Raw genomic sequence first — 25,647 nt, 5'->3', positions numbered from 1 at the left:
ATGGACGCTGTCGTTCGCGGGCTTGCGATCTACTTTACCCTGCTTGTTATCATTCGCCTGTCGGGCCGTCGCACTTTGGCGCAAATGACCCCTTTTGACCTGGTAATCGTCCTCGTCATCTCCGAGACTACGCAGCAGGCGATGCTGGGGGACGACTTCTCGATCACCAACGCCATCCTGCTGATACTCACCCTGTTTACGACCGATATTGGGCTCTCCTACCTGAAGCGATGGTGGCCGCGGGCGGGCCATGTGATCGATGGTGTCCCGACCATCCTGGTTGTCGACGGCGTCTACGACAGCAAAGCATTGCGGGGCTGCCGCCTGGATCGGGAAGACGTCATGGAGGCGGCAAGAAGCCAGGAGGGCATTGAAACAGTACAGGAAATCAAGTTCGCCATCTTGGAAGTCAGCGGTGCGATCAGCATTATCAAGAAGAGCTGACCTTTTGGCGACAAGCAACGCGGTTGCGGCGGTTTGCCGGTAAGTGCTATGGCCTGTTAAATGGGCATGGCCCTGGTAAACGGGGCTTATTATATGAATACCATGATCGGGACGAAAGAACGTGAGCGCCTTCAGGCTCTCGACAGTTACTGCATCCTCGATACGCCTCCAGAAAAGGACTTCGACGACGTCGCCAAGCTTGCCTCGGACATCTGCGGCACGCCGATCGCCGTCGTCAATCTGATCGGTGACCGGCGGCAATTCTTCAAGGCAGAGGTCGGTCTCGGCGTGCGCGAGACGCCGTTCGAAAGCTCCTTTTGCGCGAAGGCGATCCTGGAAAATGATTTTCTATTGGTGCCGGACGCAACGAAGGATCATCGCTTCGACTGCAACCCTCTCGTTGTCGGTGCCCCTCATCTCCGTTTCTATGCCGGAGCGTTGCTGAAAACGAGCGAGGGCCTGCCGCTTGGGACCGTCTGTGTTCTCGACTACGAGCCCAGGCAGTTGAGCGAGCTGCAGCAGAGAACGCTACGTGTTCTCGCCTCGCAGGTCATGGCGCGTCTTGAGCTCAGGCGCCTTGCTGCCTCTGAGGTTGCCGCCCGCAAGCTCGCTTTGGAAGACAACGCTCGCTATAAAGCGGTTCTTGAAAGCGCCATTGACTACGCGATCGTCGTTAGCGGCCGCGACGGCTTAATTACGGATTGGAACGAGGGCGCCGTCCGGGTCCTGGGCTGGACGGCCGCAGAGGCCAGGGGACACGACGTCTCGTTTTTCTTCACTCCTGAGGATAGAGAAGCCGGTATTCCTGAAAGCGAAATGCGGGCGGCAGCTGTGCACGGCCGAAGCATGGACGAAAGGTGGCATCTGCGTAAGAGTGGCGAGCGTTTCTGGGCCAACGGCGAGCTCATGCCACTTGTAGCTGACGACGGTTCGCTACAGGGCTATGTGAAAATTCTGCGTGATCAGACAGAAAAGCGTCTAGCCGAAGAACAGAGGCAGCTTCTTCTGGAAGAGATGGCTCACCGCGTGAAGAACAGTTTCGCGGTGGTACAGGCCGTCGCAACGCAGTCGTTGCGCGGTATCGCCCCGGAGGTCACGACCACCTTCCAGGAACGATTGATCGCGCTAGGCCGGGCACATGACATGCTGTTGCAAACGAGTTGGCAATCGACTCAGCTCAAGGCGCTCATCGACAGCGTTCTTCTCAGGGATACGTTCATCGAGCGCTTCCAGTTGCAAGGCCCGGACGTCGACGTCGGCCCAAAGGCCGCGATGTCATTGTCGCTGCTTTTACACGAGCTGGCGACGAACGCATTGAAGTATGGATCGCTATCGGTCGATGATGGCCGGGTTGATATAAGCTGGATAATTCGTGGCGAAGAGTTCGAGTTGACCTGGCGTGAGGTTGGAGGTCCACCCGCATTTGCGCCCCAGCGAAAGGGATTTGGATCGCGACTGATCGGCCTCGGCGTCAATGGGTCGAGGAAGGTCGATTTGGATTACGGCGATACGGGATTTTTTGCCCGGTTTCGTGCGTCCGCCGCCTCTCTCACCTCGTAAAGGCCTTGTCCCTGTTGCGAACGACCGTGGGCTTTGGGCGAAAAAGTCATGTTGTCCGTGCGCGTTGCTGCGCTTCCCATAAGGTTGCAACCGAACATGACCTTGAACGAGGGTTCACCGCCCTTTTCCGAGAAACGTGCGTATCGCTTCGGCCAACGCGACCGGGTTTTCCTCAGCGACATGATGACCGCTTTCGACGCCAAATCCACTGACGTCGGTCGCCCAGTTTCGCCAGATGGCAATGGGGTCGCCGTAGATAGACGCCAGATCATCCATCGTCGACCATAGACATAACGTCGGGCACACCACCCGTCGGCCCGCCTCGCGATCGGAGCGGTCGTGCAAGTGGTCAATGCGAATTCCGGCGCGATAGTCTTCAAGCATCCCGTGCACGACCCGCGGGTCATGGATCGCATTCAGTATGTCCTTATAGGCTTCAGCACCCATGAGATTGGGCGACAGGGCAGAATACCAGGCGGTCGGGTTGGCCAGGATCGCCCGCTCAGGTTTTTCGGGCTGAGCGAAGAAGAACCAATGATACCAGTCTCGTGCGAACTTCCAATCGGCCCGTTCGAGGTGCTCGAGGACTGGCAGTCCGTCGATCGTTATCAATCGCTGGACGGCATCCTGATGTTCCATGGCCATTCTGAAGGCGGTCAGGCTTCCGCGGTCGTGCCCGACGACGTGGAAGGTGCGATGACCTAGCTGCGCCATCAGTTCGACGAGAGCGGCTGCCTTCGCCCGCTTTGACGAGTGCCGGCTGTCGGGAGCGTCTCGGGGAATGTAGGACCGACCGAAGCCTGGAAGGTCTGGACAGACGACGGTGAACTGATCGGACAGAAGATCGGCCACGTGCCCCCAGGTCATGTGCGTTCGGGGATGTCCATGAAGAAGAAGGACTGCAGGGCCGGCGCCCCCGTAGCGCACTCTGAGCGATCCGATGGGGATGTCGACGTACGAAAGTTCAAACCCTTGAAACACGTGTAACCTACATCTTGAAACGCGATCCGGCGGGTTGATTGCCCGAGCCGATTTTATTGCGAAACTCGAATACGAGCTCGTTGTTCCGATATGACGATGAGCACGGCAGGCGGACAAGTTCCGGCTCGAACGAACGACGCACGATGTGATAGGCGCAGAGACTTGGCTAGCCTCAATGCCTGGCGTTAAGCGCTCGTTTGACGTAAGCGGGGAACACAAAGATCACATAAAACGCGGGTCCGATACCGGCTTGGCGGCGCGCCAAGCGCAGACAAAGACAATCGACCCGGCGCGCACGAATAAGCCAACGTAGGGATCGCCGAAACACCAGTGGTTTCATGCATCTTTCAGCTCGTCAGTGCGTTTTATCCCGTCACATTCGAAAACGGAGAATACCGATGAGTAAGTGTGAACTGATCAATGTTGGAACTGATAAGCGTTGTCTCGACCCTGATGACGAAAGCAAGTTCAGGGAAAGCGCTGTCAGCCGCTTCTGGTCAATCCACAAGCGTCACATGGCAACGAACAACGTGAAACCTGACGAGACGATCGTGGAGGCAGTGACGCCACGCACTGATCATCGGTGAAGCTCGCGACCTACAACCTCAACGGCATCAATGGGCGGCTGGAAGTACTCCTGCAGTGGCTGGCGGAGGCAGCCCCGGATGTCGTTTGTCTGCAGGAACTGAAGGCACCGGATGAAAAATTTCCGCGCCTGGCAATCGAGAAAGCGGGCTATGGAGCCATCTGGCGAGGGCAGAAAAGCTGGAATGGCGTGGCGATCCTGGCGCGCGATGCTGATCCGATCGAGACACGTCGCAGCTTGCCTGGTGATGCGGATGACGAGCAGGGCCGCTATATCGAGGCTGCCGTCAATGGCGTGATTGTCGGATGCCTCTATCTGCCGAATGGCAATCCGCAGCCAGGCCCGAAATTTGATTACAAGCTCCGTTGGTTCAAGCGCCTCCAGAAATACGGGCAGGAATTGCTCAGGCTCGGCGTGCCGGTGGCGCTGATTGGCGACTTCAATGTCATGCCGACCGATCTCGACGTCTATAAGCCTGAGCGTTGGCGCGACGATGCGCTGTTCCGGCCGGAAGTTCGCCGCGCCTATGCCGCGATGCTGAAACAGGGCTGGACCGACGCCGTTCGAACGCTCCATCCGAACGAGCCCATGTACACATTCTGGAAATACTGGCGAAACTCGTTCGAGCGCGATGCCGGCCTGCGGATCGATCAATTTCTCCTGAGCCCCACCCTCGCGACCAACCTGAAATCGGCCGGTGTGGATCGGTGGGTGCGGGCTTTGCCGCAAACGAGCGACCATGCGCCTGTGTGGATCGAGGTGGATTGAGAATGAGGTCGAAGGACTCAGGCGAAAGAAGTGACAAGGTCAGTGGCGCGGAGTACCCTGAGACACCTGACGGACGCTATTTCGTCGTTCGTGGCCGGCTCTGGCGCAAGAGCAATCCTAAGCTTTCAAAGTCGCGCCGCGACGAGTTGGTGAAAGAACTCTGTCGGCGCGGCGCGACGGTCGGAAATTCAAGGGGGATATCCGGAGCCTGGCATGGGCCCGTGAGCGGGTCGACGCCACCAAAATTGCGCTCGGCGAGCGGGGGCCGGTCTGGTGGAGTGACGGGGCACCCGATTTCAACCAGCATCTTGCGGCAAACAGCCCCTATGCCGACTGGTATGCCCACCTCAAGCGTTGAATAACTAGTTGTGTCGGTTGCACGATCGGATCGCCCGATTTCGAAGATCGAGGTACTGTACGGCTCGCGAGATGAAATAATAAGGGCATCACCCGGCACCGCGCGAGCGAGCGCCCGCGCCTTGTCCCACGGCGCTGGCATTTAGGCCCTCCTTCCCCAATGCGGCGGCAGCAAGACCGGCATAGCCTTCGCGCGGATCTGCTTGACCAGAGCGTTGGTGTGCGTGGTCTGGACCCCCAGATCGTTTGCCGTTGGGCCATCCGTCACCTTTCGAACGCTTGCCCATCACGGGACGTGAAGCCCGGCAAATGCATTAACGCTTTTTGTTCTTCGCGGACAAACCTGGCGTGCGGGACTTCCCGCCTGGCAGTTGACTGGCGGCATCAGGTTCCGCAAAGGGCGTGACAGGCAAGAGATAGCGATGCCTGACGAGATGTGAAGTTTGCGGACGTGGGGCTTTACTCTTCAGCCAACAGCTACTGGCACGGGCAGATAAATATTGGAAAATAATTATTGACCGATCTGTCCGTAATTGATAAAAAACTCTCATGGCAAGACCAAGGGAATTCGACCGGCAAGCGGCGCTGGAAAGGGCTTTAAGGGTATTCTGGGCGAAAGGTTTCGCCGCGTCGTCGACAGACGACCTGCGTGAGGCCATGGGGATAGGCAGGCAGAGCCTGTACGGCGCGTTCGGCGACAAACGAACGCTTTACCTAGAGGCCCTCGACGCATACCAGCGCAGGACGACGTCCGGACATCTTAGACGGCTATCCGATGGCGGCCCGATCGAGGGTATCGAGAACCTGCTTTTAGGTCTTGTCGCAGAAGATGACCAGGAGCGCGCGTTAGGATGCATGGGCGTTGGATCAGTCGGGGAATTTGGTGTGACGGACGCGGAGCTCAATGCCCGCAGACAAACGGTTAGCGACGTTCTTCATAAAAACATCGTTCTAAGAATTCGAGAAGGGCAGCAGGAGGGAAAGATCGACACAAGCCTTGATCCCGGGGAGGCGGCAGCGTTCGTACTCATGACAATGACCGGTCTCCAGCTTGCGGCACGCGGCGGAGCTTCCAGCGCCGCCCTCAAGGCGATGGCCCGCTTCGCGGCTGATCGCCTCAAGTGCTGATCGACCCTCCACATAGGAGGTATTTTATTTAACCAGTTATGGACTGATATGTCAAAAATGGAGAATGACATGACGATCACAAAACCCAAAACTGCCCTCGTGTTTGGCGGCGCGCGCGGCATAGGTGCAGCGGCCGTGCGCAGACTTGTCGAGGATGGCTTCGACGTTGCTTTTACTTACGTGTCCCGACCCGATAGTGCGTCTGAGCTCGCTTCCTCCGTGCAGGAGAGCGAACGGCGAGTGATTGCTATTCGTGCCGACAGCGCCGATCCTGAGGCGATCAAGGCGGCGGTGCGTAGGACAGTCGACGAACTCGGGCCGCTCGACACGGTTGTGGTCAATGCCGGCATTCTCCGCATCAACACCGTCGACGCGGTCGAACTTGGGGAACTCGACCTCATGATCGACGTCAATATCCGCGGTGTCTTCCTTGCAATCCAGGCCGCCGTCGCACAGATGAAGGACGGGGGCCGGGTCATCACGATTGGTTCCAACACCGCCGTCAGAACGGGCTTTCAAGGCACTAGTGTTTACCAGTTCACGAAGGCGGCGGTCGCTGCAATGGTGAAAGGCCTCGCGCTCGATCTGGCTCCCAGACGCGTTACGGTCAACAATATCCAGCCGGGACCGACGAACACGGACATGAACGCCGGATCGATTGAGTTCCTGACGGACCGAAGCCCCTTGAAGCGAGTCGCCGATCCAGCCGAGATCGCCGAACTCGTGTCATACCTTGCCGGCCCACGCTCTTCCTACATGACCGGCTCGAGCCTGACGATCGACGGAGGATGGATCCTTTGAAACAGATGGCGCCTGTGGCGACGCTGACAGCTGCTATCGCACCGTGTCCGTGTTGAATAGCGTCAGTGTGAGTGGAACCGCATAGCTTTGCGAGAAGTGGCGGCGAAGCATCGCTGCTGCGTCGGAACCGAAATCATTTCCATAAGCCCAATTTGCTTCCGTTTCGCGGGGAACATTCGCCCTCAAAGAGTGTTTGATTGCCGGAAGATTGCTCGCCCCATCTTCCGCTCTAAGGATGCGTCACGGTCCCCCTTCCCGGAATCCGTGGCGCATTTTGGCGTTCACTTGCGCTGTGGCTGGCGCCGTGACCGGCCTTCATTTGTTAGGGGCCTGCCGATCAACGACCCGGCACGAGCTTATAGATGGCCGATCCGATTAGCGATCCTCAGATATGCTGCCGGTAGCGCGTCAAAAGCATCGTGCGACTTGCTTGTTCAGTTGATATTCGCCGTCATCCGTTCCCCGTGCTGGGCGGGCTTGGTCGGCTGCTTCGGGTTAGCCGCCGGCGCCAGGTGGCGCGTCATTGACCAGATTCTCACGATACTGAACGATCTGATCCTCATCCACATCAAAGCTGCGCTCGTTACGCCCAAGAAGCGACACTCCAGGTCCGGGAGAGACAGCGCCCGCATCCAGAAACGCGACCCCGGCCGCCTCCAAAGCGGTGCGGATAGCAGCAAGGTCATTGCTGATCACTGTGCGCTTATTCGATTCAAATTCCGCCAGCGCCGCGGGGCCCACACCCGCGCATTCGGCCAGCTTCCCTTGCGACCAATTCAACAAGGCCCTGGCAGCTCGCGATTGCTCAGACGTAATCGACATTTTGGATACCCCCGACATCGCGCTTGAAACTTAGTGGGTCGCGCCGAAAAATCCGCCGAAGACAAAAACTCCAACGAAAAAGATAATGAACACGACCGCGATGGCGCCCAGAATGGCGGCGACGCCTTTGCCGGCTCTTGCTTTCTCTCTCTTCTCGCCCGGCGTGTCTGCAGAGGGAGTAAGGCTCGGCTCGTTTTGCGAATCTGGCATAGCACTGTTCTCCTATCATCTCTTGAACCCCGAGTTGGCCCGATCAGTTCCAACGGAGCGTGGTGTTCAACCTCACGATCCATGCGGAGCCCAGTCTTCGAAGTACTATCTTGCGCGGCCCATCGCGTAGCCGATAACGAAGGCGAGGGCACCGAGTGCGAGCACAATTCCAGTTGCTGTGTGTGGGTGCTGCTCGGCGCCCATGGCGACTGCCGTAGTCTCGCGTTTGACCGCGTCCGCGACATCCTTGGCTATCCTTCGAGCACCTGTTGGCGGCTCGACAGGGCTTGCGGTGAATCCAATATGCAGCTCGTCGGACATGCTGATCCTCCTTCTTTGACACGGGGAGGAACGGACGTGGGGGAAGGTTGTTCCTCTCTGCCGCGACATGAGCTTCGAGCTCAAGCTTGGTCACTGCTTTGGGAGCCACCTGCGCGCGACGTAGCTCGGTTGCACGTTTCGCCTGCTTTAACAGTGGTCGTCGCTTGATATCGGATTTCAGTGATTTTTTGCCAGCGTTTCACGCGGCCACACCTTGATGTCGTGCGTTCACTCCGCTCGATTTCGAGCGCTCCACCGCGCGCAAGAGAGTTTCTGATGGCGCATTGTCGCCGCGAATGTTGCAGCGGTGCCTTTCGGAGCTGTGTGCCGCTTGGTCAACGTGCAATGAGGACACCGCTTATTACACCGATCCTATCTAGGCTGACCCGCTATGCAGAGACGCGGCAAGGATCCGCTTGCGAACGTCACGGGGCGTACAGCCTGGTCTCTGTACGCTCGCGGACTGTGGACTCACACGACGAAGAGCGTATGATCAATTATCGTTGCCAACCGAGTTCGTAGGCGGTGACGATTGAGGGTTTATACGTGCTCCCGCCTGCTAAGGACCAAGGAGCGGCGCTATGCCCTTTTCGAAATACGCAGCGACCTTGAGCGATCCTCATTTTCGCGAAGCTTTAATGCTATGGGCTCGTAAATTTGTCGGATCCGACATTGCAGCGAACCATATCGTCGAGCGAACCATCGGTGTTCTTTGCAACGATCCCGAACTTCTTGCCGCTCGTGACGTAAACCAGACCGTGTTTGCCTTGTTGCGTCGTCATGCTTTCGATGAAACCGAGCACATCCCCGGTGCACCTTTGGGCGCTGATTGCGAGCCTGATGATGAGCGAGCGTTATAATCAGTCACGGTTTGCTGGCGCGATGACCAGGGTCCATTCATCCGGGCCACCGGCGTTATGCGTGTAACTGAAATGACCGTTGCCGATGCTGTCTAGAAAGACGTCCACGATCCAATCTGACGGAGCAGCGCCTGGCAGCGATTGTTCGTCAAGCCACCCGGCGAGAGCGTATATGTGGCCGAATCCGGTCACCGGCTCGATATGCGGCCGGTAGAGCGTCCAAAGCTTCGTACGACTTGCCTGCTCAGTTTCCATTTGCCGCCATTCGTTCCCGACGCCTCTCGGCCTTCCATTCCTCATCTGGGAAATGATCCCAACACCAATAACTGTTCAGGCCCTTGATTGGTTCAAGGCCAAAGCTGCCCCAGCCAGGTTGCTCGCACCAATGTTCGAAAAGATGGGCGGCGCCGGGGTCGTGGCAGCGTGCGCCTCATCGCCCATCAGTTCAATCCCTTTTGATGGGCTCGATCTAACGACCCGATAAGGGAGCCTGAGAAGTATTCCAGCACCTTCAGCGCATCTGCATAGCGCTGCGCATCGGACGTACCAAGCGCGCGTATACCGTTTTCCTTGAGATCAAGTCCGACCTGATGAATCAGCGAACTGACAAATCCACGCATATCTCCGCTCGTCGATCCGAGGCTTCCAAGCAAATGCCCGATCATGATGTCGTGCATCAGGCAGCGGGCATCCAGTTCCACAATTGTTTCTTCCAGTTTTGTGACGCGGCGCTCCATCATCTCTCATCTCCCGAATTTGACTTCGATTGCAGTTTTTCCAAGACGCGTCGAGCATCGTTGATCTTGCGAAGAAAACGCCCTGATTTGGCGGTCACTCCATTGCTCTCGCGCTGATCAAAAACTTCTTCCCCAAGATAAGATAGGAGATCCCGAAAGATCTCCGTGTCCTGGGGCGTGATCTTGTAGCCTGCCGTCTGCATGGCATACGTCTCCGTTCCGCCGACTTCGGCGGTTCTCACAATGAAGATTTTAGAACACTCAGGCTTGCCAGGCCTTATTTGTTCCCATTATGTTCATGGTCTGCAATTGAGTCAAGCGGACTCTTGATGTGCTATGGAATCGAGATGAAAGTCGCCTACACCAGCATTGCCGCCATACTGATCGCTGGCTCGACCTATGCCGGTCAGCCGGTTGAAGCAAAAATCTCCGTGTGTTTTACGCCAGCCGAGCAGTGCGAAAACCGGATCGTCGGCGAGATTGATCGAGCGGAATCTTCCATCCGCGTCCAGGCCTATGGCTTCACATCGCTCCCGATCATTCATGCTCTGCAGCAGGCCGCGGGCAGGGGCGTTGAAGTCCTGATTATTCTCGACAAGACGAACGAGCGGAAATATTCGGGTGCGACCTTGCTGGAAGCCAGCGGCATTCCGGTCTGGATCGATTTCGAGCCGGTGATCGCTCATAACAAGATCATCGTGATCGACGGTCATCTGACAGTCGGCGGGTCTTATAACTACACCGCGTCGGCGCAGAAGCGGAATGCTGAAAACGTTACGTTCACGGATAGCGCCGAGATTGCGCGCCAGTTCATTGCGAATTGGGATAGCCGGCTGAAGGCGTCCAGACCCTTCGAAGCGTTCTATACAATGAACGGGGATAACAAGTTTTAGCTCGCCAAAACACGTTGCATGGTAGCTATAACAGCCGCGGCTGCTCGATGAGCTCGCCCTCCTTCGTCACGATCGAGGAACCGTACGGCTCACGCGATGAGATCTGAAGTGCTGTGTCCGGTAGAGGACGGGCGAGGGCTTTTGCCTCGTCCCACGGTGCTGTCATCCAGACGTCGGCCTCTTCCTTTGTCAGCAGCAGCACCGGCATGGCCTTCTCGTGAATGGGTTTCACCAGCCCGTTCGGATCCGTCGTCAAGAAGCCGTAGAGGTCGTCGGTCGTCAGTCCGTCCTTGACCTTGCGCACGGACGTCCACTGCGGCACATGGATGCCGGCGAAGAACATCAATGGTTTGCTTTCATCGCGCGCGAACCAGGCGTTCGGTACCTTGCCACCGTCCTCCTGACTTGCCGGATCCGGCTCTGCGAAGCTGGTCACCGGGACAATGCATCGGTGCTCTGTGCCGAACCAGCGCTTCCAATGCGGCACTTTGAGATTTCGAACATTGGTCACGCCTCGATCCGGCTCCATGCGGATCAACTCGTCCATATCGACGGTCTGACCTTTGGCTTTCAATTTGGCGGCGCGCATCTCCGCAGCCTTCTTCTGCGCGAAGATCGGGGAGGGAAGCCCCCAGCGCGCATGGACCAACTGCTTTTTCCCGTCAGCGGTGTTTCGGACGATCGGCCCCATCTGGTCGGGATTCATTTGGTAGGCCGGCATCAGATTGATCAGGCTCTCGACGTCTGCGCCCACTTTGCGACCCAATCCTTGTCTTCCATGCGATAGAGATTGCACACGTGACGAACCCTCCTGTCGACACGGAAAATCTAGCGAACTGCTGTCGGCATGCAACTGCCGCAGATCTGGAAAGCTGCTATCCGCGTGCCCATCTCAATCGAGTTGAGGCAAACCGACTGCAGGAGGCGAGCATGCCGGGCTCAGGCATGATTTTTATAACGGGCTGCGAAGGAGAAATCCTCGAACCGCGGGAACTCTCAGGCAGACCGGCGATCCGCTGCGATTGTTGTCGCCAGCAACGCCCAGCCGAAGAGTTCGATGCGGATGGCTGCGGTATCTGCGTGACCTGTCTGGAATGCGACGACTTGCTGATCGACTTGGAAATATCTGAGCCGAGGCTCTAAGCCCGGTCTGGACCCGCTGCGGACAGCAGGCAAAGAAACCGCGTTTCGCATCGATCACCATCCGCGCTGGCAATCCGGTCACATCCCATCGATGCCATTCTCCGCAGACGGGCAAACGTGATGCTGGCGCCATGCTTTTTGACAATTTCGGCGCGGATCAAGGAGCCCTCCCGGCCGCATCGCAGGCATTCAATATGGATGATGGGATCACGAACCTTGCGCAGTGTGGTCGACAAATCTGGCGTTTGCTTCGGCTTTCCGGGCATGTATTTGCTTCAGATAAGGTGCCTCGACGATCGCCCTCTGGAATATTTTCCCAGAATTTTTTCGCTGGCGCGTATGAAACGTGACGGATACTAGCGGATTGAATCAGCTTGATAATATTCCACAATGCTAAGCCTATGAGATGATATTCCTATTTTTTGGCGTATTGACACTTATCTATTACTGGAACAGAAGATGAACATCAACATTCAACGACATGACGTCGTAGTTTTCAACGCGATCTACACAGGATTCGTGATCGATGCCGGCTGCCCGCCAACACGTCCTTGAGGAGCTTCGAGAGCGCATATCAGCGCTTGAAGGAGGCTCCGCACGGTCGGCTGGTACCATGCCGTTCGGCCTGGCGGAGATCGATGCAGTGCTTCCGGGCGGTGGCCTGGCCTATGGCGCCGTCCATGAATTTGCGGGCGGCGGTGCGGGCACCGTTGACGGGGCGGCGGCGGCGCTTTGTGCTGCGGGGATCGCAGCACGCACGAAAGGCCCGATCGTTTGGTGCCTGACGCGTCCGGATCTCTTCTTTCCCGCACTTGCCCAGGTCGGTCTCCACCCCGACCGCGTGATCTTTGTCGAATCCGACAAGGAGGAGGACGTTCTGGCCAACATGGAGGAGGGACTGTCTTTTGGCGGCCTGGGTGCCGTTGTTGGTGAAGTCGTCCGATTGCCTATGGTCGCCTCGCGCCGGCTGCAGTTGGCGGCCGAGCGGACGGGAACAATGGCGCTCGTGGTCCGTCGATGGCGACGGCAGACGGAAGCGAATGATTTCGGGCAGCCGACGGCGTCGGCAACGCGATGGCGGGTGAGCGTCATGCCATCCGAGGAGTTGCCAGTGCCGGGCGTCGGAAGGGCCCAATGGTTTCTGGAATTGATGCGCGTGAAAGCGGGTGAGTGTGCTGAGTTTCTCGTGAGGGCGTGCGATGACAAGGGTCGTCTCGATCTATCTTCCGGATCTGCCGACGGATCGCATTCGTCGCGCCGATCCCGGCATTCCGCCTGAACAGGCGATCGCCGTGATTGCCCGGAGCGGGTCGAAGCGCTGGGTGTCGGCCGCCGACGCGGCTGCGAGAAAGGCCGGCGTGCGTATCGGCATGCCAGCGGCCAAAGCACAGGCACTGTTCTGTGGCCTGATGCTGGTGGATGCCGATCCGGCAACGGATGCAGCGGCACTCGAACGGATCACGCTGTGGGCGCTGACGATCTATTCGCCGATCGTCGCTGTCGACGGAGTCGATGGCATCGTCATGGATACCGAGGGCGCCGATCACCTGCAGGGCGGCGAACTTGCCATGGTGACAAAGATCGCCAATCAGTTCCTGGCCAGAAAGCTTACGGCCCGTGTCGCTGTCGCCGACACCTGGGGCGCAGCGCATGCGTGCGCCCGGGCCATCAGCCGCGACACGGTCATCGTACCGATCGGCGACACGGTCCGCGCCGTCGAAAAGCTGCCGATCTCGCTGCTTCGTCTTCCCGGAAAGATCGCCAGCGATCTGCGCACGCTCGGCTTCCAGACGATCGGCGAACTGGCCAACACGCCGCGAGCGCCGCTGACGCTTCGCTTCGGTCCCGAGATCGGCCGGCGGCTCGATCAAATGTTCGGCCGTGTCTCCGAGCCGATCGATCCGATCCGCGCGGCCGAGCTGATCGAGGTCTCCAGAGCGTTTGCCGAGCCGATCGGTGCTGCCGAGACCATCGACAAGTATGTTGGCCGCTTGGTCGTACAGCTGATCGAGGAGCTTCAAAAACGAGGCCTCGGCGTTCGCCGTGCCGATCTGATCGTCGAGAAGGTGGACGGGACGCGGCAGGCGATCCGAGCCGGCACGGTAAAGCCGGTGCGTGATGTCGCATGGCTGACAAAGCTATTTCGTGACCGGACAGAGAAGATCGAACCCGGTTTCGGGATCGAGAGGTTGACCTTGGTCGCAATCATGGCCGAGCCTCTCGATGAGCGCCAGACATCCTCATCGCTGGTCGAGGAAGACGTCACGGACGTCACGCCGCTGATCGACATCTATGGCAACCGTGGGCAGCGGGTTTATCGGCTGGCGCCGGTTGCGTCCGACGTGCCGGAGCGCTCAGTCCAGCGGATCAGCGCTGCCGCTGATCCGATCGAAATCACCTGGGTCAGCCACTGGCGCCGGCCGGTTCGGCTTTTGGCGCGTCCGGAACTGATTGAGGCCATCGCCTTGTTGCCGGACAGGCCGCCGGTCTCCATCACCTGGCGCGGCAAGCGTCGCAAGGTGAAGCGAGCCGATGGACCGGAGCGGATCTTTGGCGAATGGTGGCAGCGCGACGCGGAGATGGAAGCGGTGCGCGACTATTTCGTCATCGAGGACGAGGCCGGCGAGCGCTTCTGGGTCTTTCGTTCCGGCGACGGCATCGATCCGGACACCGGCAGCCACCGGTGGTTCATGCATGGGATCTTCGCATGAGCTACGCCGAGCTCCAGGTCACGACCCATTTTTCCTTTTTGCGTGGGGCAAGCTCGGCGCAGGAACTGTTCGAGACCGCGAAGCTGCTTGGTATAGAGGCTATCGGCATCGTCGACCGGAATTCGCTCGCGGGGATTGTCCGGGCGCTTGAAGCGTCGCGCGCCACTGGTCTGCGCCTCGTCGTCGGCTGTCGGCTCGATTTGGCGGATGGCATGTCCATCCTGGTTTATCCGGTGGATCGCGTCGCATATTCGGGGCTGACGCGCCTCATCACTCTCGGCAAATCGCGAGGCGGCAAGAACAACTGCCTCCTGCACTGGGATGATGTCGTCAGTTATGCAGATGGCATGATCGGCATCCTGGTGCCGGATCTGCCCGACGATCTCTGTGCGATCCAGCTGCGCAAGATGGCCGACGTGTTTGGTGATCGCGCCTATGTCTCGCTTTGCTTGCGCCGCCGACAGAACGATCAGATGCGGCTGCACGAGATCGCCAATCTGGCAATGCGCTTCAAGGTAAAGACAGTCGTCACCAATGATGTCCTCTTCCATGAGCCGGGTCGCCGGCAGCTGCAGGACATCGTCACCTGCATCCGCAATCACACGACGATCGATGATGTCGGATTTCAGCGCGAACGCCATGCCGACCGGTATCTGAAGCCGCCTGACGAAATGGAACGGCTGTTTCCGCGCTACGCGCAAGCGCTGGCGCGAACGATGGAGATCGTCCGTCGATGCAGGTTTTCGCTCGAGGAGCTGACCTACCAGTATCCCGAGGAGGCGATCGTCCCCGGCAAGGATGCGCAGGCGTCGCTCGAGCATTATGTTTGGGAATGCGTTCCCGACCGCTATCCGGAAGGGCTGCCACCTGACGTTTTGAAGACGGTGCGTCACGAACTCGACCTCATTCGCACCATGAAATATGCGCCGTACTTTCTGACGGTCTTTTCGATCGTGCGCTATGCGCGGTCGCAGGGCATTCTGTGCCAGGGCAGGGGATCCGCGGCCAATAGCGCCGTTTGCTACATTCTCGGCGTCACGTCGATCGATCCTTCGACCAATGATCTCCTTTTTGAACGTTTCGTCAGCCAGGAACGCGACGAGCCTCCGGATATTGATGTCGATTTCGAGCACGAGCGGCGAGAGGAGGTCATCCAGTGGATCTATCGCACCTATAGTCGCGAAAAGGCGGCCCTCTGCGCGACTGTGACGCGGTACCGCGCCCGTGGCGCGATCCGGGATGTCGGCAAGGCGTTCGGGCTGCCGGAAGACGTTATCAAGGCGTTGTCGTCGGGCATGTGGTCCTGGTCGGAAGAGGTCTGCGACCGCAATGTCCGCGAGCTCAATCTCAACCCCGATGACCGGCGTCTTGTGCTCACCCTGAAACTCGCGCAGCAGCTGATGGGGGCGCCGCGCCATCTCGGCCAGCACCCCGGCGGTTTCGTCCTGACCCATGATCGGCTGGACGATCTCGTACCCATCGAGCCAGCGACGATGAAAGACCGGCAGATCATTGAATGGGACAAGGATGACGTCGAGGCGTTGAAGTTCATGAAGGTCGACATCCTCGCGCTCGGGATGTTGACATGTATGGCCAAAGCCTTCGACCTCATTCGCGAGCACAAAGACCGCGATCTCGACCTGTCAAAGATCGAGCAGGAGGACCCGGCGACCTATGCGATGATCCGCAAGGCCGACACGCTGGGCACGTTCCAGATTGAAAGCCGCGCCCAGATGGCGATGCTGCCGCGCCTGAAACCACGCACATTCTATGATCTCGTCGTGCAGGTGGCGATTGTCCGGCCGGGACCGATCCAGGGCGACATGGTGCATCCCTATCTTCGCCGGCGGGAGGGAAAGGAAACCGTTGAATATCCGACGCCGGAACTTGAGGCGGTGCTCGGCAAGACGCTCGGTGTGCCGCTGTTTCAGGAGTCGGCGATGCGGGTCGCGATGGTCTGTGCCGGCTTCACCGGCGGCGAGGCCGATCAGCTGCGCAAATCCATGGCAACCTTCAAGTTCACCGGCGGCGTCTCGCGGTTCAAGGACAAGCTGGTGTCGGGGATGGTGAGGAATGGTTACACGCCGGAATTCGCCGAGAAGACATTTTCGCAGCTTGAAGGGTTTGGCTCCTATGGTTTTCCGGAGAGCCATGCGGCATCCTTCGCGCTGATTGCCTATGCCTCAAACTATATCAAATGCCATTTTCCGGACGCGTTCTGCGCCGCACTGATCAATTCGCAGCCCATGGGCTTCTATGCGCCGGCGCAGATCGTCGGCGATGCCCGCCAACATGGCGTCGAGGTTCGTCCTGTTTGCATCAATCACTCACGATGGGATTGCACGCTGGAGCCGGTCGGAGACGTAGATCGTCACGCCGTGCGTCTCGGCATGCGCATGGTCCACGGTCTGGCGGCCGCCGATGCTGCCCGCATTGTGGCGGCGCGCGCCGATCAGCCCTTTGCAAGCGTCGATGATCTTTGGCGGCGGTCCGGCGTGCCGGCGGCGTCGTTGGTCGAGCTCGCCGAGGCCGACGCCTTTCTGCCGGCGGTCAATTTGCAGCGACGCGATGCGCTCTGGGCGATCAAGGCCCTGCGTGACGAGCCCTTGCCGCTCTTTGCCGCGGCCGCCGAGCGCCAAGAGAAGACGATAGCCGAACAGCAGGAGCCTTCGGTCAGCCTGCGGCAGATGACCGAAGGACATAACGTCATCCAGGACTACAGCCATACCGGCCTGACCCTTCGCCAGCATCCACTTGCCTTTCTGCGTAACGATCTGATCGCCAGCAACATCGTCACCTGCGAGGAGGCGATGTCGGCCCGTGATGGCCGCTGGCTGATGACGGCAGGGCTTGTGCTCGTCCGTCAGAAGCCAGGATCGGCCAAGGGCGTCATGTTCCTGACCGTCGAAGATGAAACGGGACCGGCCAATGTCGTCGTCTGGCCGGCGCTCTTCGAGCGGCGCCGACGCATCGTGCTGGGATCGAGCATGATGGCGATCAATGGACGGATCCAGCGGGAAGGCGAGGTTGTACATCTGATCGCCCAACAGCTGTTCGATCTTACCGGCGATCTTACCGGTCTTGCGGATCGTGACGAGGGCTTCAGGTTACCGACCGGTAGAGGCGATGAGTTCGCCCATGGCACGCCTGGCGGGCCGGATTCCAGAGAGCGTGCCGTGATCAGGGCCCGTGAAATCTACATTCCTGATCTTCATATCGATACGTTGAAGGTGAAAAGCCGGAATTTTCAGTGATGACGGCGCCTATGCGCTAAAAGGAGACATCACCGTAAAACGACGTCAGCGCAAAACTCGGTGGTTTTTGTCGAATGACAAATCGGGGCGATCGTATTCCAGCCCTTGCCTCGGACGACGCCGTCGCCTAGGAATGCTCTTATTCCAGGATAGATCGATTTATCTGTCGGCAAAAAATATCCGCATGCGGAGAGTGCTTCCCGGATGCCCCGTGCCCGGCGAGATCGCTTTCCAGGCAATCCGGGATGTGAACGGCTGACGCTTGGTATCGGCTCCCAATCCGATCTTGAGGCTCGTCAGGACATCCAACCGCTTTCTGAAGGACGGCGTAAGAATCGTCTCTGAAGTCGCATCCAGCCGTTCGGCGACTTGCCATCGGGTGGCATGGCTCCTCGGATTGCCGTGCAGCAACGACACCGGAGGACCTGACGCGCATGGCGCATGCCTGGAACACCGGTCGGGACTTCGATTTAGTCGAGAAGGAAATCTTCGAATATGCAAGTCCGCAATATTTAAAGGGGTGGAGTGCTCGGCCACACGGGATAAGAACTCGCCTGCCATTTCGTTGGAAAGAAACCGAAAAATCCTCATGTCTTCCATGCCGCCGCGTCCGGTTTACACGGCCGAGCCTTCGAGTGGGAATGGCCCCGCGCCTCCGAAAGTTCCGAAGTCGAGATGTAGAGATTGACTGAGTTGTCGAAGCCTTTAGTGTCTCGACGCGGCCGGGAACAATGAGCGCGCTTGACGGTTCGTTGGATCAGAGCAAGGAGGAATTATCATGGCTCTCAATACTCCCAAAGACGGTGCGCCCGGCACCACAGATCAGTCGCCCCGGTGGGAGGGACCGCAAGCGAACACCCCGCGCGGATATATGCCCGCGAAAGACGATCCGAACGTTGACCGAGACGCCGTCGGCGAAAACTTGCAGGACCCTCGCAAACGCAATGTCTCCGACGCGATGAAGACCCGCGACAAATAAACCACGGATCCGATGCCCAAAGCGTAATCCCAATTGAACATTTTTCAGGAGAACGGAACTGCCCCGCGGAGATAAATCCAGCTGGATCGCCAAGCCGAGCATATCGAGGAAGGCTACGAGGAGCGCGGCGTGTCCAAGAAGGAAGCCGCGCCACGCCTGGGAGACGGTCAACGCAGAGACGCACGGCGGAAAGAATCCGGCTACGGACCCGGCAAGTCTGGGAGCCACGCTCCGTCGCGCAAGGGTAGCCATCTCGGTGGCGAAGCTTCCGCTAACCGACCGAAGGCTGAGCGTTCCGCATCGGCGAGGCAGGCGGCCGAAACCCGCAAGCGCAACGAACATCATGGATTTCACTGAGCGGTCGCATCCAACTTGATCCCTATCGCTCAATAGCATCAATTGCGATCTAGGCTCGACGGCGTCGCGTCGGGCGGCACCGTTCGCGCGTCATCGCTCCACGAGGCACCGGGCGGAGTAGGGCGGACACAGGAGGCCTCGAAGCCGCTCATTGCACATTCGATGACGTTGTGGAAATGACAAGCTATCACGTGAAAATGTCCAAGCACATGGACGTGTTTCGAACGGTTAAAAACGAGTTGTTTCCGAAGAAACCTTATGCTTGGACTCGCATAGGTAGCTCTGAGCTGTACGCGCGCGGCTCCTCGCCGCGGTAAAATGTGTTGCCGTGAAGCGATGATTGGAACCTATGCGTCGCGAACGAATCTTTCCTCGCTGAGCAAAAAAGATACAGCAGTTTAGTGTAGCGGAGTCGGTGGATTTTTGGTTCGATTTCCTTCAAGCCGAAGGTACACGCGTCTGGGTTCGGCCTCTGGGCGAACCGCAAATAAGCCAACAATTATTTGCTCATCTCCTTCTGTGCCAGATCAAGGATCCAATCCTTCGATCGTTCGACTGCGTAACTGCGGGTACTGCTGCTGCGCTCTTTTACCAGAAATTCTCTGTAGGAGCTTGTCTGCTCCCATCAATGGTTCGCCAAAAGCACGGCGTCCTTGAGCGCGAGAGAATAGGGTTGCTTCGGATTTTGGCCTTTGCCGTTCGGTGGGAGAGGCAACCGCGGGGCTGTTACGACGCACCGCGGGAAATAATCTGTCGATTCGCAGGATGCCGACACCTAAGTAGTGTCCACCATCCGCGGTCCGGGAGCCTCCAAAGCGGACGACGAAGCCATGAGCGGGTCATCCCGCATCGCTGCAACAAGATAGTCGATGATGGTTCTCACCCGAAGCGGCACGTTGCGCCGAGTGGGATAGGCCAGGTTGATCGGCAGACGGGCGGGCGGAAAATCGGGCACCAGATTGACCAATCGACCGACCTCGATGTCGGGAACGGCGAGGACATGGGAGAGAATTGCAATGCCAACGCCCGCGAGCGCGGCGCGATGGACAGCGACCGCATTATTTACCACGAGACGTGGCGCGATGCGCACGGCGACTTCATCGGCCCCGTTGGAAAAGCGCCATGAACGGCCGTCGCCGCCGCGTGTGTAGCAGATGCAGTTATGGCGACTGAGATCCTCAAGCGTTCGGGGTAAGGCTCGCCGTTCCAAATAGGCTGGCGCAGCAACAAGAAAGGCTGTCGTCCAACCGATCCTGCGGCACACCAAGCTGGAGTCGCTAATGGGACCGAGGCGCACTTCGAGATCGATGCCCTCTTCGACCAGATCGGACGGTTCTTCGCGAAACAGCATTTCGACGGAAAGGTCCTGGTGGCGGTCTAGAAGGTTTGCAAGCCGGTCGCTCATGTAAAGCCCTAGCGGGGCAGGCAAGGAAAGTCGCACCTTGCCCGATACCGTCCCAACTGGACCGGCAGAATCGTCGAGCGCTTCGACCGCCTCGATAACCTTGAGGGCCATCGGGATCATTTGCTCGCCTTCGGCCGTCAGTGCCAATCCCGTGGTCGAGCGATGTAGAAGGCGCGTGTTGAGATGTGCTTCCAGGGCCGAGACCTGCCGAGAAACCGCGGGCTGCGTCAGCCTGAGATCGATGGCGGCAGCCGAAAACGATCCCGCCTCGGCAACCCGTAGGAATGTCCGCAGCGCGCAAACAATGTCCATTTCTGCCCCTTATCTCCTGACATAGACCTTATGTCCAACGCTTGGGTTCACCTCTCTCATAATATGGATATCATATATCCTCAAGGACTAAGGATATCCTTAATATGGAGAACGTGCCGTGACCCAACGCCTGAACTATGCCCAGAAATCGCCGGAGCTCTTGAAGAAGCTTTCGGATCTCAGTATCGCCCTCAAAGACAGCGCCATCGAACAGAAGATCCAAGATCTTGTGCAAATCCGCGCGTCACAGATCAATGGCTGTGCATTCTGCCTCGACATGCATGTCAAGGAAGCCAAGATCCACGGGGAGAGCGAGCTCAGGCTTTATCACGTCGCCATTTGGCGAGAGTCCAACCTGTTCATTCCGCGTGAGCGCGCGGCCCTCGCCTGGACCGAAGCAGTGACGAAGCTGCCGGAAGGCGGCATTCCGGATGAACTTTACGAGCGCGTACGGGGCCAGCTTTCCGAAAAGGAAATCTCCGACCTGACCTTCGAGATCATGGTCATCAATGCCTGGAACCGCGCCAGCGTCGCCTTCAAGTCGGTCCCCGGCTCGGCCGACAAGCTCTACGGCCTCGACAAGGCTGGTCTCAACTAAAGCCTTTCCCGCCGACAACCCATCGGACGACCTGTGCCGCAGAAGCGGACGCGAACGAATTCATCTTTCGAAACAGGAGATAAAATGACTCTGCAGAACATATCTCATCCCGTCAGATCAGGCGCCGAAGAGTTGGTCCCGTCTCGCTACGCAGTGAAGATTGGCGAGATCGACGTGCTTGTCGTGAGCGACGGCGTACTTCCCTTGCCAACCAAGATGCTGGGTTACAACGCCGACCCGACCGAGCACGCGGCCTGGCTGAGTGACATGTTCCTACCGCCCGACGCCTTCGACTGGGCGCTGAACGTGGTCGTGGTCCTTAGTGGCGAGCAGACCATACTCATCGACGCTGGGCTGGGATTAGACCCGGAGTTGAACTTGCCGCGAGCCGGGCAGTTGATCAAGCGACTGGAAGCCGCCGGTATCGACCTTGGTTCCGTGACCGACGTGATACTGACCCATATGCATATGGATCACGTTGGCGGGCTGCTCGTCGACGGAGTGAAGGAGCGACTGCGTCCGGACCTCAAGATCTATGTGGCGGCGGCCGAGGTCAAGTTCTGGGAGGCGCCCGACTTCTCTCATGTGTCCATGCCGCCGGGCTTCCCGGACGCTCTTCAAGCTGCCGCCAAGCAGTTCAGAAAGGAATATGAAAGCCATCTGCGATTGTTCGATGATGAGTACAAGGTGGCGCCGGGCGTTATCGTGTCTCGAACTGGCGGCCACACACCTGGGCATAGTGTGGTCCGCGTCGCCTCCGGAAAAGACCGGCTGATGTTTGCCGGCGATGCGGTGTTCGCAGTCGGCTTCGATCACCCCGACTGGTTCAACGGCTTCGAACACGACCCGGAAGAAGCCGCGCGCGTGCGCGTCCGTCTTTTGCGGGAGCTGACGGAGACGGGAGGACTTCTGGTCGCCACCCACATGCCGTTCCCCTCGGTCGGGCATGTGGCGGCTGACGGCGATGTCTTCCGCTGGGTGCCAGTGTTCTGGGACTACTAACTGTCCGGCAGGCGGTTGCCGGGCTGACAATGCAGCCTTAGGGCTGGGCCTCGCTCACCCGGGCGGACGCAGGCGTCGTCAGACCGGCACGACCAGCAATCCATCAAACAGAATGAACGAACAATGCGGCGCGCTAGGCGCCACGAACGGAGAAGCTTATGAAAATCGTCATCATCGGCGGAACCGGCCTCATCGGTTCGAAGACAGCCGACCGCCTTCGCAAGCAGGGGCATGAGGTCATCGCCGCCGCTCCGAACACCGGCGTCAATACGATTACCGGCGAAGGTCTCGCCGAAGCATTGACCGGCGCCTCTGTCGTCATGGATCTCGCAAACTCGCCCTCCTTCGAGGACAAGGCGGCGCTCGAATTTTTCGAGACGTCAGGCCGCAATCTGGCGGCGGCGGAAAAGGCAGCCGGCGTGAAGCATCATATCGCCCTTTCCATCATTGGCGTCGATCGCCTGCCCGAAAGCGGCTACATGCGCGCCAAGGTCGCCCAGGAAAAGATCATCCGGGAATCCGGCATTCCTTATACGATCGTCCACTCGACGCAGTTCATGGAGTTCCTGAGCGGCATCGCCCAATCCGGCACAGTCGGCGATACGGTGCGCCTGTCGCCGGCCTATGTGCAACCGATCGCATCCGACGATGTGGCCGACAACATGACCGTCGTTGCGAACTCTACGGCAATCAGCGGCATCGTCGAGATCTCCGGTCCAGAACGTGTCCGGCTGAATGAGCTCGTTGCCCGCTACCTCAAGACAATGGGCGATAGCCGCAAGGTCGTCGTGGATCCGGAAGCTCGCTATTTCGGCGCCCGTCTGGAAGATGGCTCGCTCGTATCCGATGGCCATCCGCGGCTTGGCCGGATCACCTTCGAGCAATGGTTCGCAACCTCCGTACGCAAGTGAACGAACACGGTGCGGCGCCGCAATTGCTGCACTACCGAGCTCTCAAAAAAGGAATTCGACATGATCAATCCAATTCTCGGCCTCGCTATAGCCGCGCTCCTGTCCACCACTGCCGTTGCACATGATGCCGGCGAGAAGGATGCCAAGGTCACGCTCGTCTACGAACATGAACTACCGAACGTTCCTGGCAAGAGCATCAAGGGCGTCCTCGTCGAATATGGTCCGGGCGGCTTTTCCCCGGCCCACACCCACCCGAACTCGGCCTTCATCTATGCAACAATCCTAGAAGGGGCGATCCGGAGCCAGGTCAACGACGGCCCGGTCAAGATTTTCAAGGCCGGCGAGAGTTTTTCCGAGCAGCCAGGTGATCGTCATGGCGTCAGCGAAAATGCCAGCACGACGGAACCGGCAAAACTCCTTGCGGTCTTCGTGGTCGACACGGCACAGCAGGAACTGACCTTCCCGGTCAAGAAATAGATGAACAGGCCGCGCGCCTGATCCGATGCGCGGCCGTTCTTCGACGTGATCAACCGTTATCGGTGAATTCTTGCCATGTTGGGCGATGACCACTTTTTGCCGCTGCTTCTGATCAACATTCTGGCGATTGTCGGCATCATTGTATGGCACGCTCAGGGCAGGAGCCGTCCGACAGGCCGCCTGGTCGTCCAGATCCTGTTTTTCACCAGCATGAGCCTTGTGCTCTACATAGGGGGCATCGCTCCACATCAGCCCGACGACATCTACACAAAGGGTTTTGCCGCGCTGCTTTCCAAATCGGCCAGAGTTCTCTGGTGGACCCATCTCGCGTGGACGATCATCGGCTTCCTCCACATCTATATCCGAATCAATCGCAAGCCGCGGGAAGCGCATCTCATCCTGGACATGGCGGTAGCCGTTATCTATCTCGGCGTGGCGCTGTCGGTGATGGGCTTCGTCTTCGGTCTGCAGATCGCCACTCTAGTGACGACCTCAGGCGTCGTCGCCGTCGTCTTGGGCCTGGCACTGCAGAATACGCTCGGCGACGTCTTCTCTGGTATCGCGCTGACCCTCGGGAAGGCCTATGCCATCGGGGACTGGGTTCAACTAAGCGATGGCACCGCGGGTCGTGTCACCGAGACGAACTGGCGCTCCACAAATCTGCTGACCGGCGCGAACAACATTGTCGTGTTGCCGAATAGTATGCTGGCAAGGCAAGGCCTGACCAGTCTCAGTCGCCCCGACGAGACGCATCAGATTGCGTTGACCTTACGCTTTGCCGCCAGGCAAAGCCCGCGCTTCGTCGAAGGCGTCATGCTGTCCGTGCTGCAAGCCTGTCCCCTGATTATCAAGGATCCGTCGCCGGCCGTTGCCCTGAAGACCATCGACGCGATCGCAATCGAGGTGGAACTGCAGTTCCACGTCGCTAGTCTCGCCATGGGGATGTCCGCCAAAAACGAGCTTATCGATCACATCCATGACCAATGCGGGGCTAGCGGTCTCTCGCTAGCCATGCCCGCCGAAAGCCTCGTGTACATGCCGACCATGACCGGCAGGGAATCTTTCGCTCCGAGTGAGGAAGCGCGCTTACCCGGCGCGCTTTAGGACCCACTCGAAGGTATCCTTCCAGATGGCGGGAGGTGTTTCTCGTGAAAGAATGTCTCCAAGATCCGCCAGCGTGACGCTTTGCAGCTTCTGTCGCCAGGCTTCGTCGGCTTCCCACATAATACGAGCCACCGCGCAAGGACTGCTGTCGCAATAGCCTTTCGGACGGCAGGGGTTGTTGGCGCGAATATCGGCGCAAACGAAGGTCCGCGATTTGCCTTCTACGGCCTCCACGATATCGAGAAAGGTCATTTCCGCTGGCGTTTTTGCGAGGCGATAGCCGCCGGATGGACCAAGCGTCGAATGAACGAGCCCGGCCTGCGACAGGCTCTGAAGTGCCTTGGAGAGATATTCCTTCGGAAGTCCGTGTAGTTCCGCCAGCGCCTTGGTCGACAGATAGCGCCCCTCGGGCAGGCCGGTAAGAATGGCACAACAATGCAGCGCCCATTCAACTTGGCTTTTTAAGATCATTAAGGTGTCCCGGTCGCGGAAAAAACCACCGCAGATTAAGGATACAAAGTATCCCTATTGTAGCCAAATGTAAATTCGAGAATTGGCGACGTTTCCCGTGCGGTGGCGCATCTTGCACTGGCGTCCGAAATCAACTCTGAAACCTTTAAAGACCGGCGAGTGGGATGCAATTTCCACCTTTGCTTCCCACTCAGCTCCTGGTACCGAACGCTGCTTATTTGCATCCGCTGCTATAAGGCTGGCATCGACGGCAAATCCTTCCACGCCCACCAATCCCTGAGCGAGGCATCGCTCCACCACCGTTTCGAACATGTGTCGCAGGATATCACTCTGCCGAAACCTGCCGTGGCGATTCTTCGAGAAGCTGGAGTGATCAGGTACCTTGCCGTTCAATCCGAGGCGGTAGAACCAGCGGTAGGCGAGGTTGAGATGGACCTCTTCACACAGCCGCCGCT

Annotated in this window: 25 protein-coding genes and 3 pseudogenes; 17 read left to right on the top strand and 11 right to left on the bottom strand. The window is 58.6% G+C overall.

What is annotated here, in order from left to right:
- On the top strand, positions 1 to 444 hold the full coding sequence (locus HGP17_RS09270; protein ID WP_168808221.1) for a YetF domain-containing protein: 444 nt from the start codon (positions 1 to 3) through the stop codon (positions 442 to 444).
- Between the two features lie 93 nt (positions 445 to 537).
- Entirely contained in the window at positions 538 to 2,004 is a 1,467-nt protein-coding gene (locus HGP17_RS09265; RefSeq protein WP_168808219.1) for an HWE histidine kinase domain-containing protein, read from the top strand.
- A 114-nt stretch (positions 2,005 to 2,118) separates the two neighbouring features.
- Here HGP17_RS09265 and HGP17_RS09260 read toward each other — a convergent pair whose 3' ends face one another.
- Positions 2,119 to 2,985, bottom strand: a complete 867-nt coding sequence (locus tag HGP17_RS09260; RefSeq protein ID WP_168808217.1) for an alpha/beta hydrolase — start codon at positions 2,983 to 2,985, stop codon at positions 2,119 to 2,121.
- A gap of 583 nt (positions 2,986 to 3,568) precedes the next feature.
- Between HGP17_RS09260 and xth the strand changes: the two genes are divergently transcribed.
- From xth to HGP17_RS09245, 3 genes are all read left to right on the top strand, one after another.
- On the top strand, positions 3,569 to 4,339 hold the full coding sequence (gene xth / locus HGP17_RS09255; RefSeq protein WP_168808215.1) for an exodeoxyribonuclease III: 771 nt from the start codon (positions 3,569 to 3,571) through the stop codon (positions 4,337 to 4,339).
- A gap of 906 nt (positions 4,340 to 5,245) precedes the next feature.
- A complete protein-coding gene (locus HGP17_RS09250) occupies positions 5,246 to 5,824 on the top strand; it encodes a TetR/AcrR family transcriptional regulator (protein ID WP_168808213.1) in 579 nt (192 codons plus the stop codon).
- A 69-nt stretch (positions 5,825 to 5,893) separates the two neighbouring features.
- Positions 5,894 to 6,625 (top strand): SDR family oxidoreductase, encoded by a 732-nt coding sequence (locus tag HGP17_RS09245; RefSeq protein ID WP_168808211.1) that lies wholly within the window; start codon positions 5,894 to 5,896, stop codon positions 6,623 to 6,625.
- A 495-nt stretch (positions 6,626 to 7,120) separates the two neighbouring features.
- On the opposite strand, the gene HGP17_RS09240 is transcribed toward HGP17_RS09245, so the two are convergent.
- The 3 genes from HGP17_RS09240 to HGP17_RS09230 form a co-directional block, all read right to left on the bottom strand.
- The gene (locus tag HGP17_RS09240; RefSeq protein ID WP_168808208.1) at positions 7,121 to 7,447 is read right to left on the bottom strand and encodes a helix-turn-helix transcriptional regulator; all 327 of its coding nucleotides are present in this window, start codon (positions 7,445 to 7,447) and stop codon (positions 7,121 to 7,123) included.
- Positions 7,448 to 7,477: 30 nt separating this feature from the next.
- A complete protein-coding gene (locus tag HGP17_RS09235) occupies positions 7,478 to 7,657 on the bottom strand; it encodes a hypothetical protein (protein WP_168808206.1) in 180 nt (59 codons plus the stop codon).
- A 105-nt stretch (positions 7,658 to 7,762) separates the two neighbouring features.
- Positions 7,763 to 7,978: a hypothetical protein gene (locus HGP17_RS09230; protein ID WP_168808204.1), complete on the bottom strand. Its 216-nt coding sequence runs from the start codon at positions 7,976 to 7,978 to the stop codon at positions 7,763 to 7,765.
- A gap of 581 nt (positions 7,979 to 8,559) precedes the next feature.
- On the opposite strand from HGP17_RS09230, the gene HGP17_RS09225 reads away from it, so the two are divergent.
- Positions 8,560 to 8,838, top strand: coding sequence for a hypothetical protein (locus tag HGP17_RS09225; RefSeq protein ID WP_168808202.1), 279 nt, complete (start codon positions 8,560 to 8,562; stop codon positions 8,836 to 8,838).
- Here the strand turns inward: HGP17_RS09225 and HGP17_RS09220 are convergent, their stop codons facing one another.
- The 3 genes from HGP17_RS09220 to HGP17_RS09210 form a co-directional block, all read right to left on the bottom strand.
- Positions 8,839 to 9,093, bottom strand: a complete 255-nt coding sequence (locus HGP17_RS09220) for a hypothetical protein (RefSeq protein WP_168808200.1) — start codon at positions 9,091 to 9,093, stop codon at positions 8,839 to 8,841. It abuts the gene before it with no gap.
- Between the two features lie 185 nt (positions 9,094 to 9,278).
- Entirely contained in the window at positions 9,279 to 9,578 is a 300-nt protein-coding gene (locus tag HGP17_RS09215) for a hypothetical protein (RefSeq protein ID WP_168808198.1), read from the bottom strand.
- Positions 9,575 to 9,778 (bottom strand): hypothetical protein, encoded by a 204-nt coding sequence (locus tag HGP17_RS09210; protein ID WP_168808196.1) that lies wholly within the window; start codon positions 9,776 to 9,778, stop codon positions 9,575 to 9,577. Before HGP17_RS09210 ends, HGP17_RS09215 begins: the two co-directional genes overlap by 4 nt.
- A 144-nt stretch (positions 9,779 to 9,922) precedes the next feature.
- Between HGP17_RS09210 and HGP17_RS09205 the strand changes: the two genes are divergently transcribed.
- Entirely contained in the window at positions 9,923 to 10,468 is a 546-nt protein-coding gene (locus tag HGP17_RS09205) for a phospholipase D family protein (RefSeq protein WP_168808193.1), read from the top strand.
- A 25-nt stretch (positions 10,469 to 10,493) separates the two neighbouring features.
- Here the strand turns inward: HGP17_RS09205 and HGP17_RS09200 are convergent.
- Positions 10,494 to 11,266: pseudogene (locus HGP17_RS09200) on the bottom strand (SOS response-associated peptidase).
- An 871-nt stretch (positions 11,267 to 12,137) separates the two neighbouring features.
- On the opposite strand from HGP17_RS09200, the gene HGP17_RS09195 reads away from it, so the two are divergent.
- The 5 genes and pseudogenes from HGP17_RS09195 to HGP17_RS09175 all read left to right on the top strand — a co-directional run bounded on the left by HGP17_RS09195 (position 12,138) and on the right by HGP17_RS09175 (position 18,912).
- Complete coding sequence (locus HGP17_RS09195) at positions 12,138 to 12,890, top strand: ImuA family protein (RefSeq protein ID WP_168808191.1); 753 nt, start codon at positions 12,138 to 12,140, stop codon at positions 12,888 to 12,890.
- Complete coding sequence (locus HGP17_RS09190; RefSeq protein WP_168808189.1) at positions 12,811 to 14,322, top strand: DNA polymerase Y family protein; 1,512 nt, start codon at positions 12,811 to 12,813, stop codon at positions 14,320 to 14,322. Before HGP17_RS09195 ends, HGP17_RS09190 begins: the two co-directional genes overlap by 80 nt.
- Positions 14,319 to 17,576 (top strand): error-prone DNA polymerase, encoded by a 3,258-nt coding sequence (locus HGP17_RS09185; RefSeq protein WP_168808187.1) that lies wholly within the window; start codon positions 14,319 to 14,321, stop codon positions 17,574 to 17,576. The genes HGP17_RS09190 and HGP17_RS09185 overlap by 4 nt, the downstream gene beginning before the upstream one ends.
- 778 nt (positions 17,577 to 18,354) lie before the next feature.
- Positions 18,355 to 18,555 (top strand): hypothetical protein, encoded by a 201-nt coding sequence (locus HGP17_RS09180; protein WP_168808185.1) that lies wholly within the window; start codon positions 18,355 to 18,357, stop codon positions 18,553 to 18,555.
- Positions 18,556 to 18,613: 58 nt separating this feature from the next.
- Positions 18,614 to 18,912: pseudogene (locus HGP17_RS09175) on the top strand (plasmid stabilization protein).
- 775 nt (positions 18,913 to 19,687) lie between these two features.
- On the opposite strand, the gene HGP17_RS09170 reads toward HGP17_RS09175, so the two are convergent.
- Positions 19,688 to 20,629 (bottom strand): LysR family transcriptional regulator, encoded by a 942-nt coding sequence (locus HGP17_RS09170; RefSeq protein WP_168808183.1) that lies wholly within the window; start codon positions 20,627 to 20,629, stop codon positions 19,688 to 19,690.
- Positions 20,630 to 20,747: 118 nt separating this feature from the next.
- Here HGP17_RS09170 and HGP17_RS09165 point away from each other — a divergent pair, with 118 nt between their 5' ends.
- The 5 genes from HGP17_RS09165 to HGP17_RS09145 all read left to right on the top strand — a co-directional run bounded on the left by HGP17_RS09165 (position 20,748) and on the right by HGP17_RS09145 (position 24,721).
- A complete protein-coding gene (locus HGP17_RS09165) occupies positions 20,748 to 21,227 on the top strand; it encodes a carboxymuconolactone decarboxylase family protein (protein ID WP_168808181.1) in 480 nt (159 codons plus the stop codon).
- A gap of 84 nt (positions 21,228 to 21,311) precedes the next feature.
- A complete protein-coding gene (locus HGP17_RS09160) occupies positions 21,312 to 22,229 on the top strand; it encodes an MBL fold metallo-hydrolase (protein WP_168808179.1) in 918 nt (305 codons plus the stop codon).
- A 158-nt stretch (positions 22,230 to 22,387) separates the two neighbouring features.
- Positions 22,388 to 23,140 (top strand): SDR family oxidoreductase, encoded by a 753-nt coding sequence (locus HGP17_RS09155; RefSeq protein WP_168808177.1) that lies wholly within the window; start codon positions 22,388 to 22,390, stop codon positions 23,138 to 23,140.
- Positions 23,141 to 23,200: 60 nt separating this feature from the next.
- A complete protein-coding gene (locus HGP17_RS09150) occupies positions 23,201 to 23,617 on the top strand; it encodes a cupin domain-containing protein (RefSeq protein WP_168808175.1) in 417 nt (138 codons plus the stop codon).
- Positions 23,618 to 23,692: 75 nt separating this feature from the next.
- The gene (locus HGP17_RS09145) at positions 23,693 to 24,721 is read left to right on the top strand and encodes a mechanosensitive ion channel family protein (RefSeq protein ID WP_168808173.1); all 1,029 of its coding nucleotides are present in this window, start codon (positions 23,693 to 23,695) and stop codon (positions 24,719 to 24,721) included.
- On the opposite strand, the gene HGP17_RS09140 is transcribed toward HGP17_RS09145, so the two are convergent.
- Together HGP17_RS09140 and HGP17_RS09135 are read right to left on the bottom strand one after the other, a co-directional pair.
- On the bottom strand, positions 24,704 to 25,192 hold the full coding sequence (locus HGP17_RS09140) for an Rrf2 family transcriptional regulator (protein WP_168808171.1): 489 nt from the start codon (positions 25,190 to 25,192) through the stop codon (positions 24,704 to 24,706). The two genes, HGP17_RS09145 and HGP17_RS09140, sit on opposite strands and share 18 nt — an antisense overlap.
- 195 nt (positions 25,193 to 25,387) lie before the next feature.
- Positions 25,388 to 25,647 (bottom strand): annotated as a pseudogene (locus HGP17_RS09135) (transposase); the annotation flags it as partial.

Origin of the sequence: Rhizobium sp. P38BS-XIX (assembly GCF_012641435.1) — a bacterium.
GTDB lineage: Bacteria > Pseudomonadota > Alphaproteobacteria > Rhizobiales > Rhizobiaceae > Rhizobium.
This window is presented reverse-complemented; position numbering and strand designations above follow the sequence as displayed.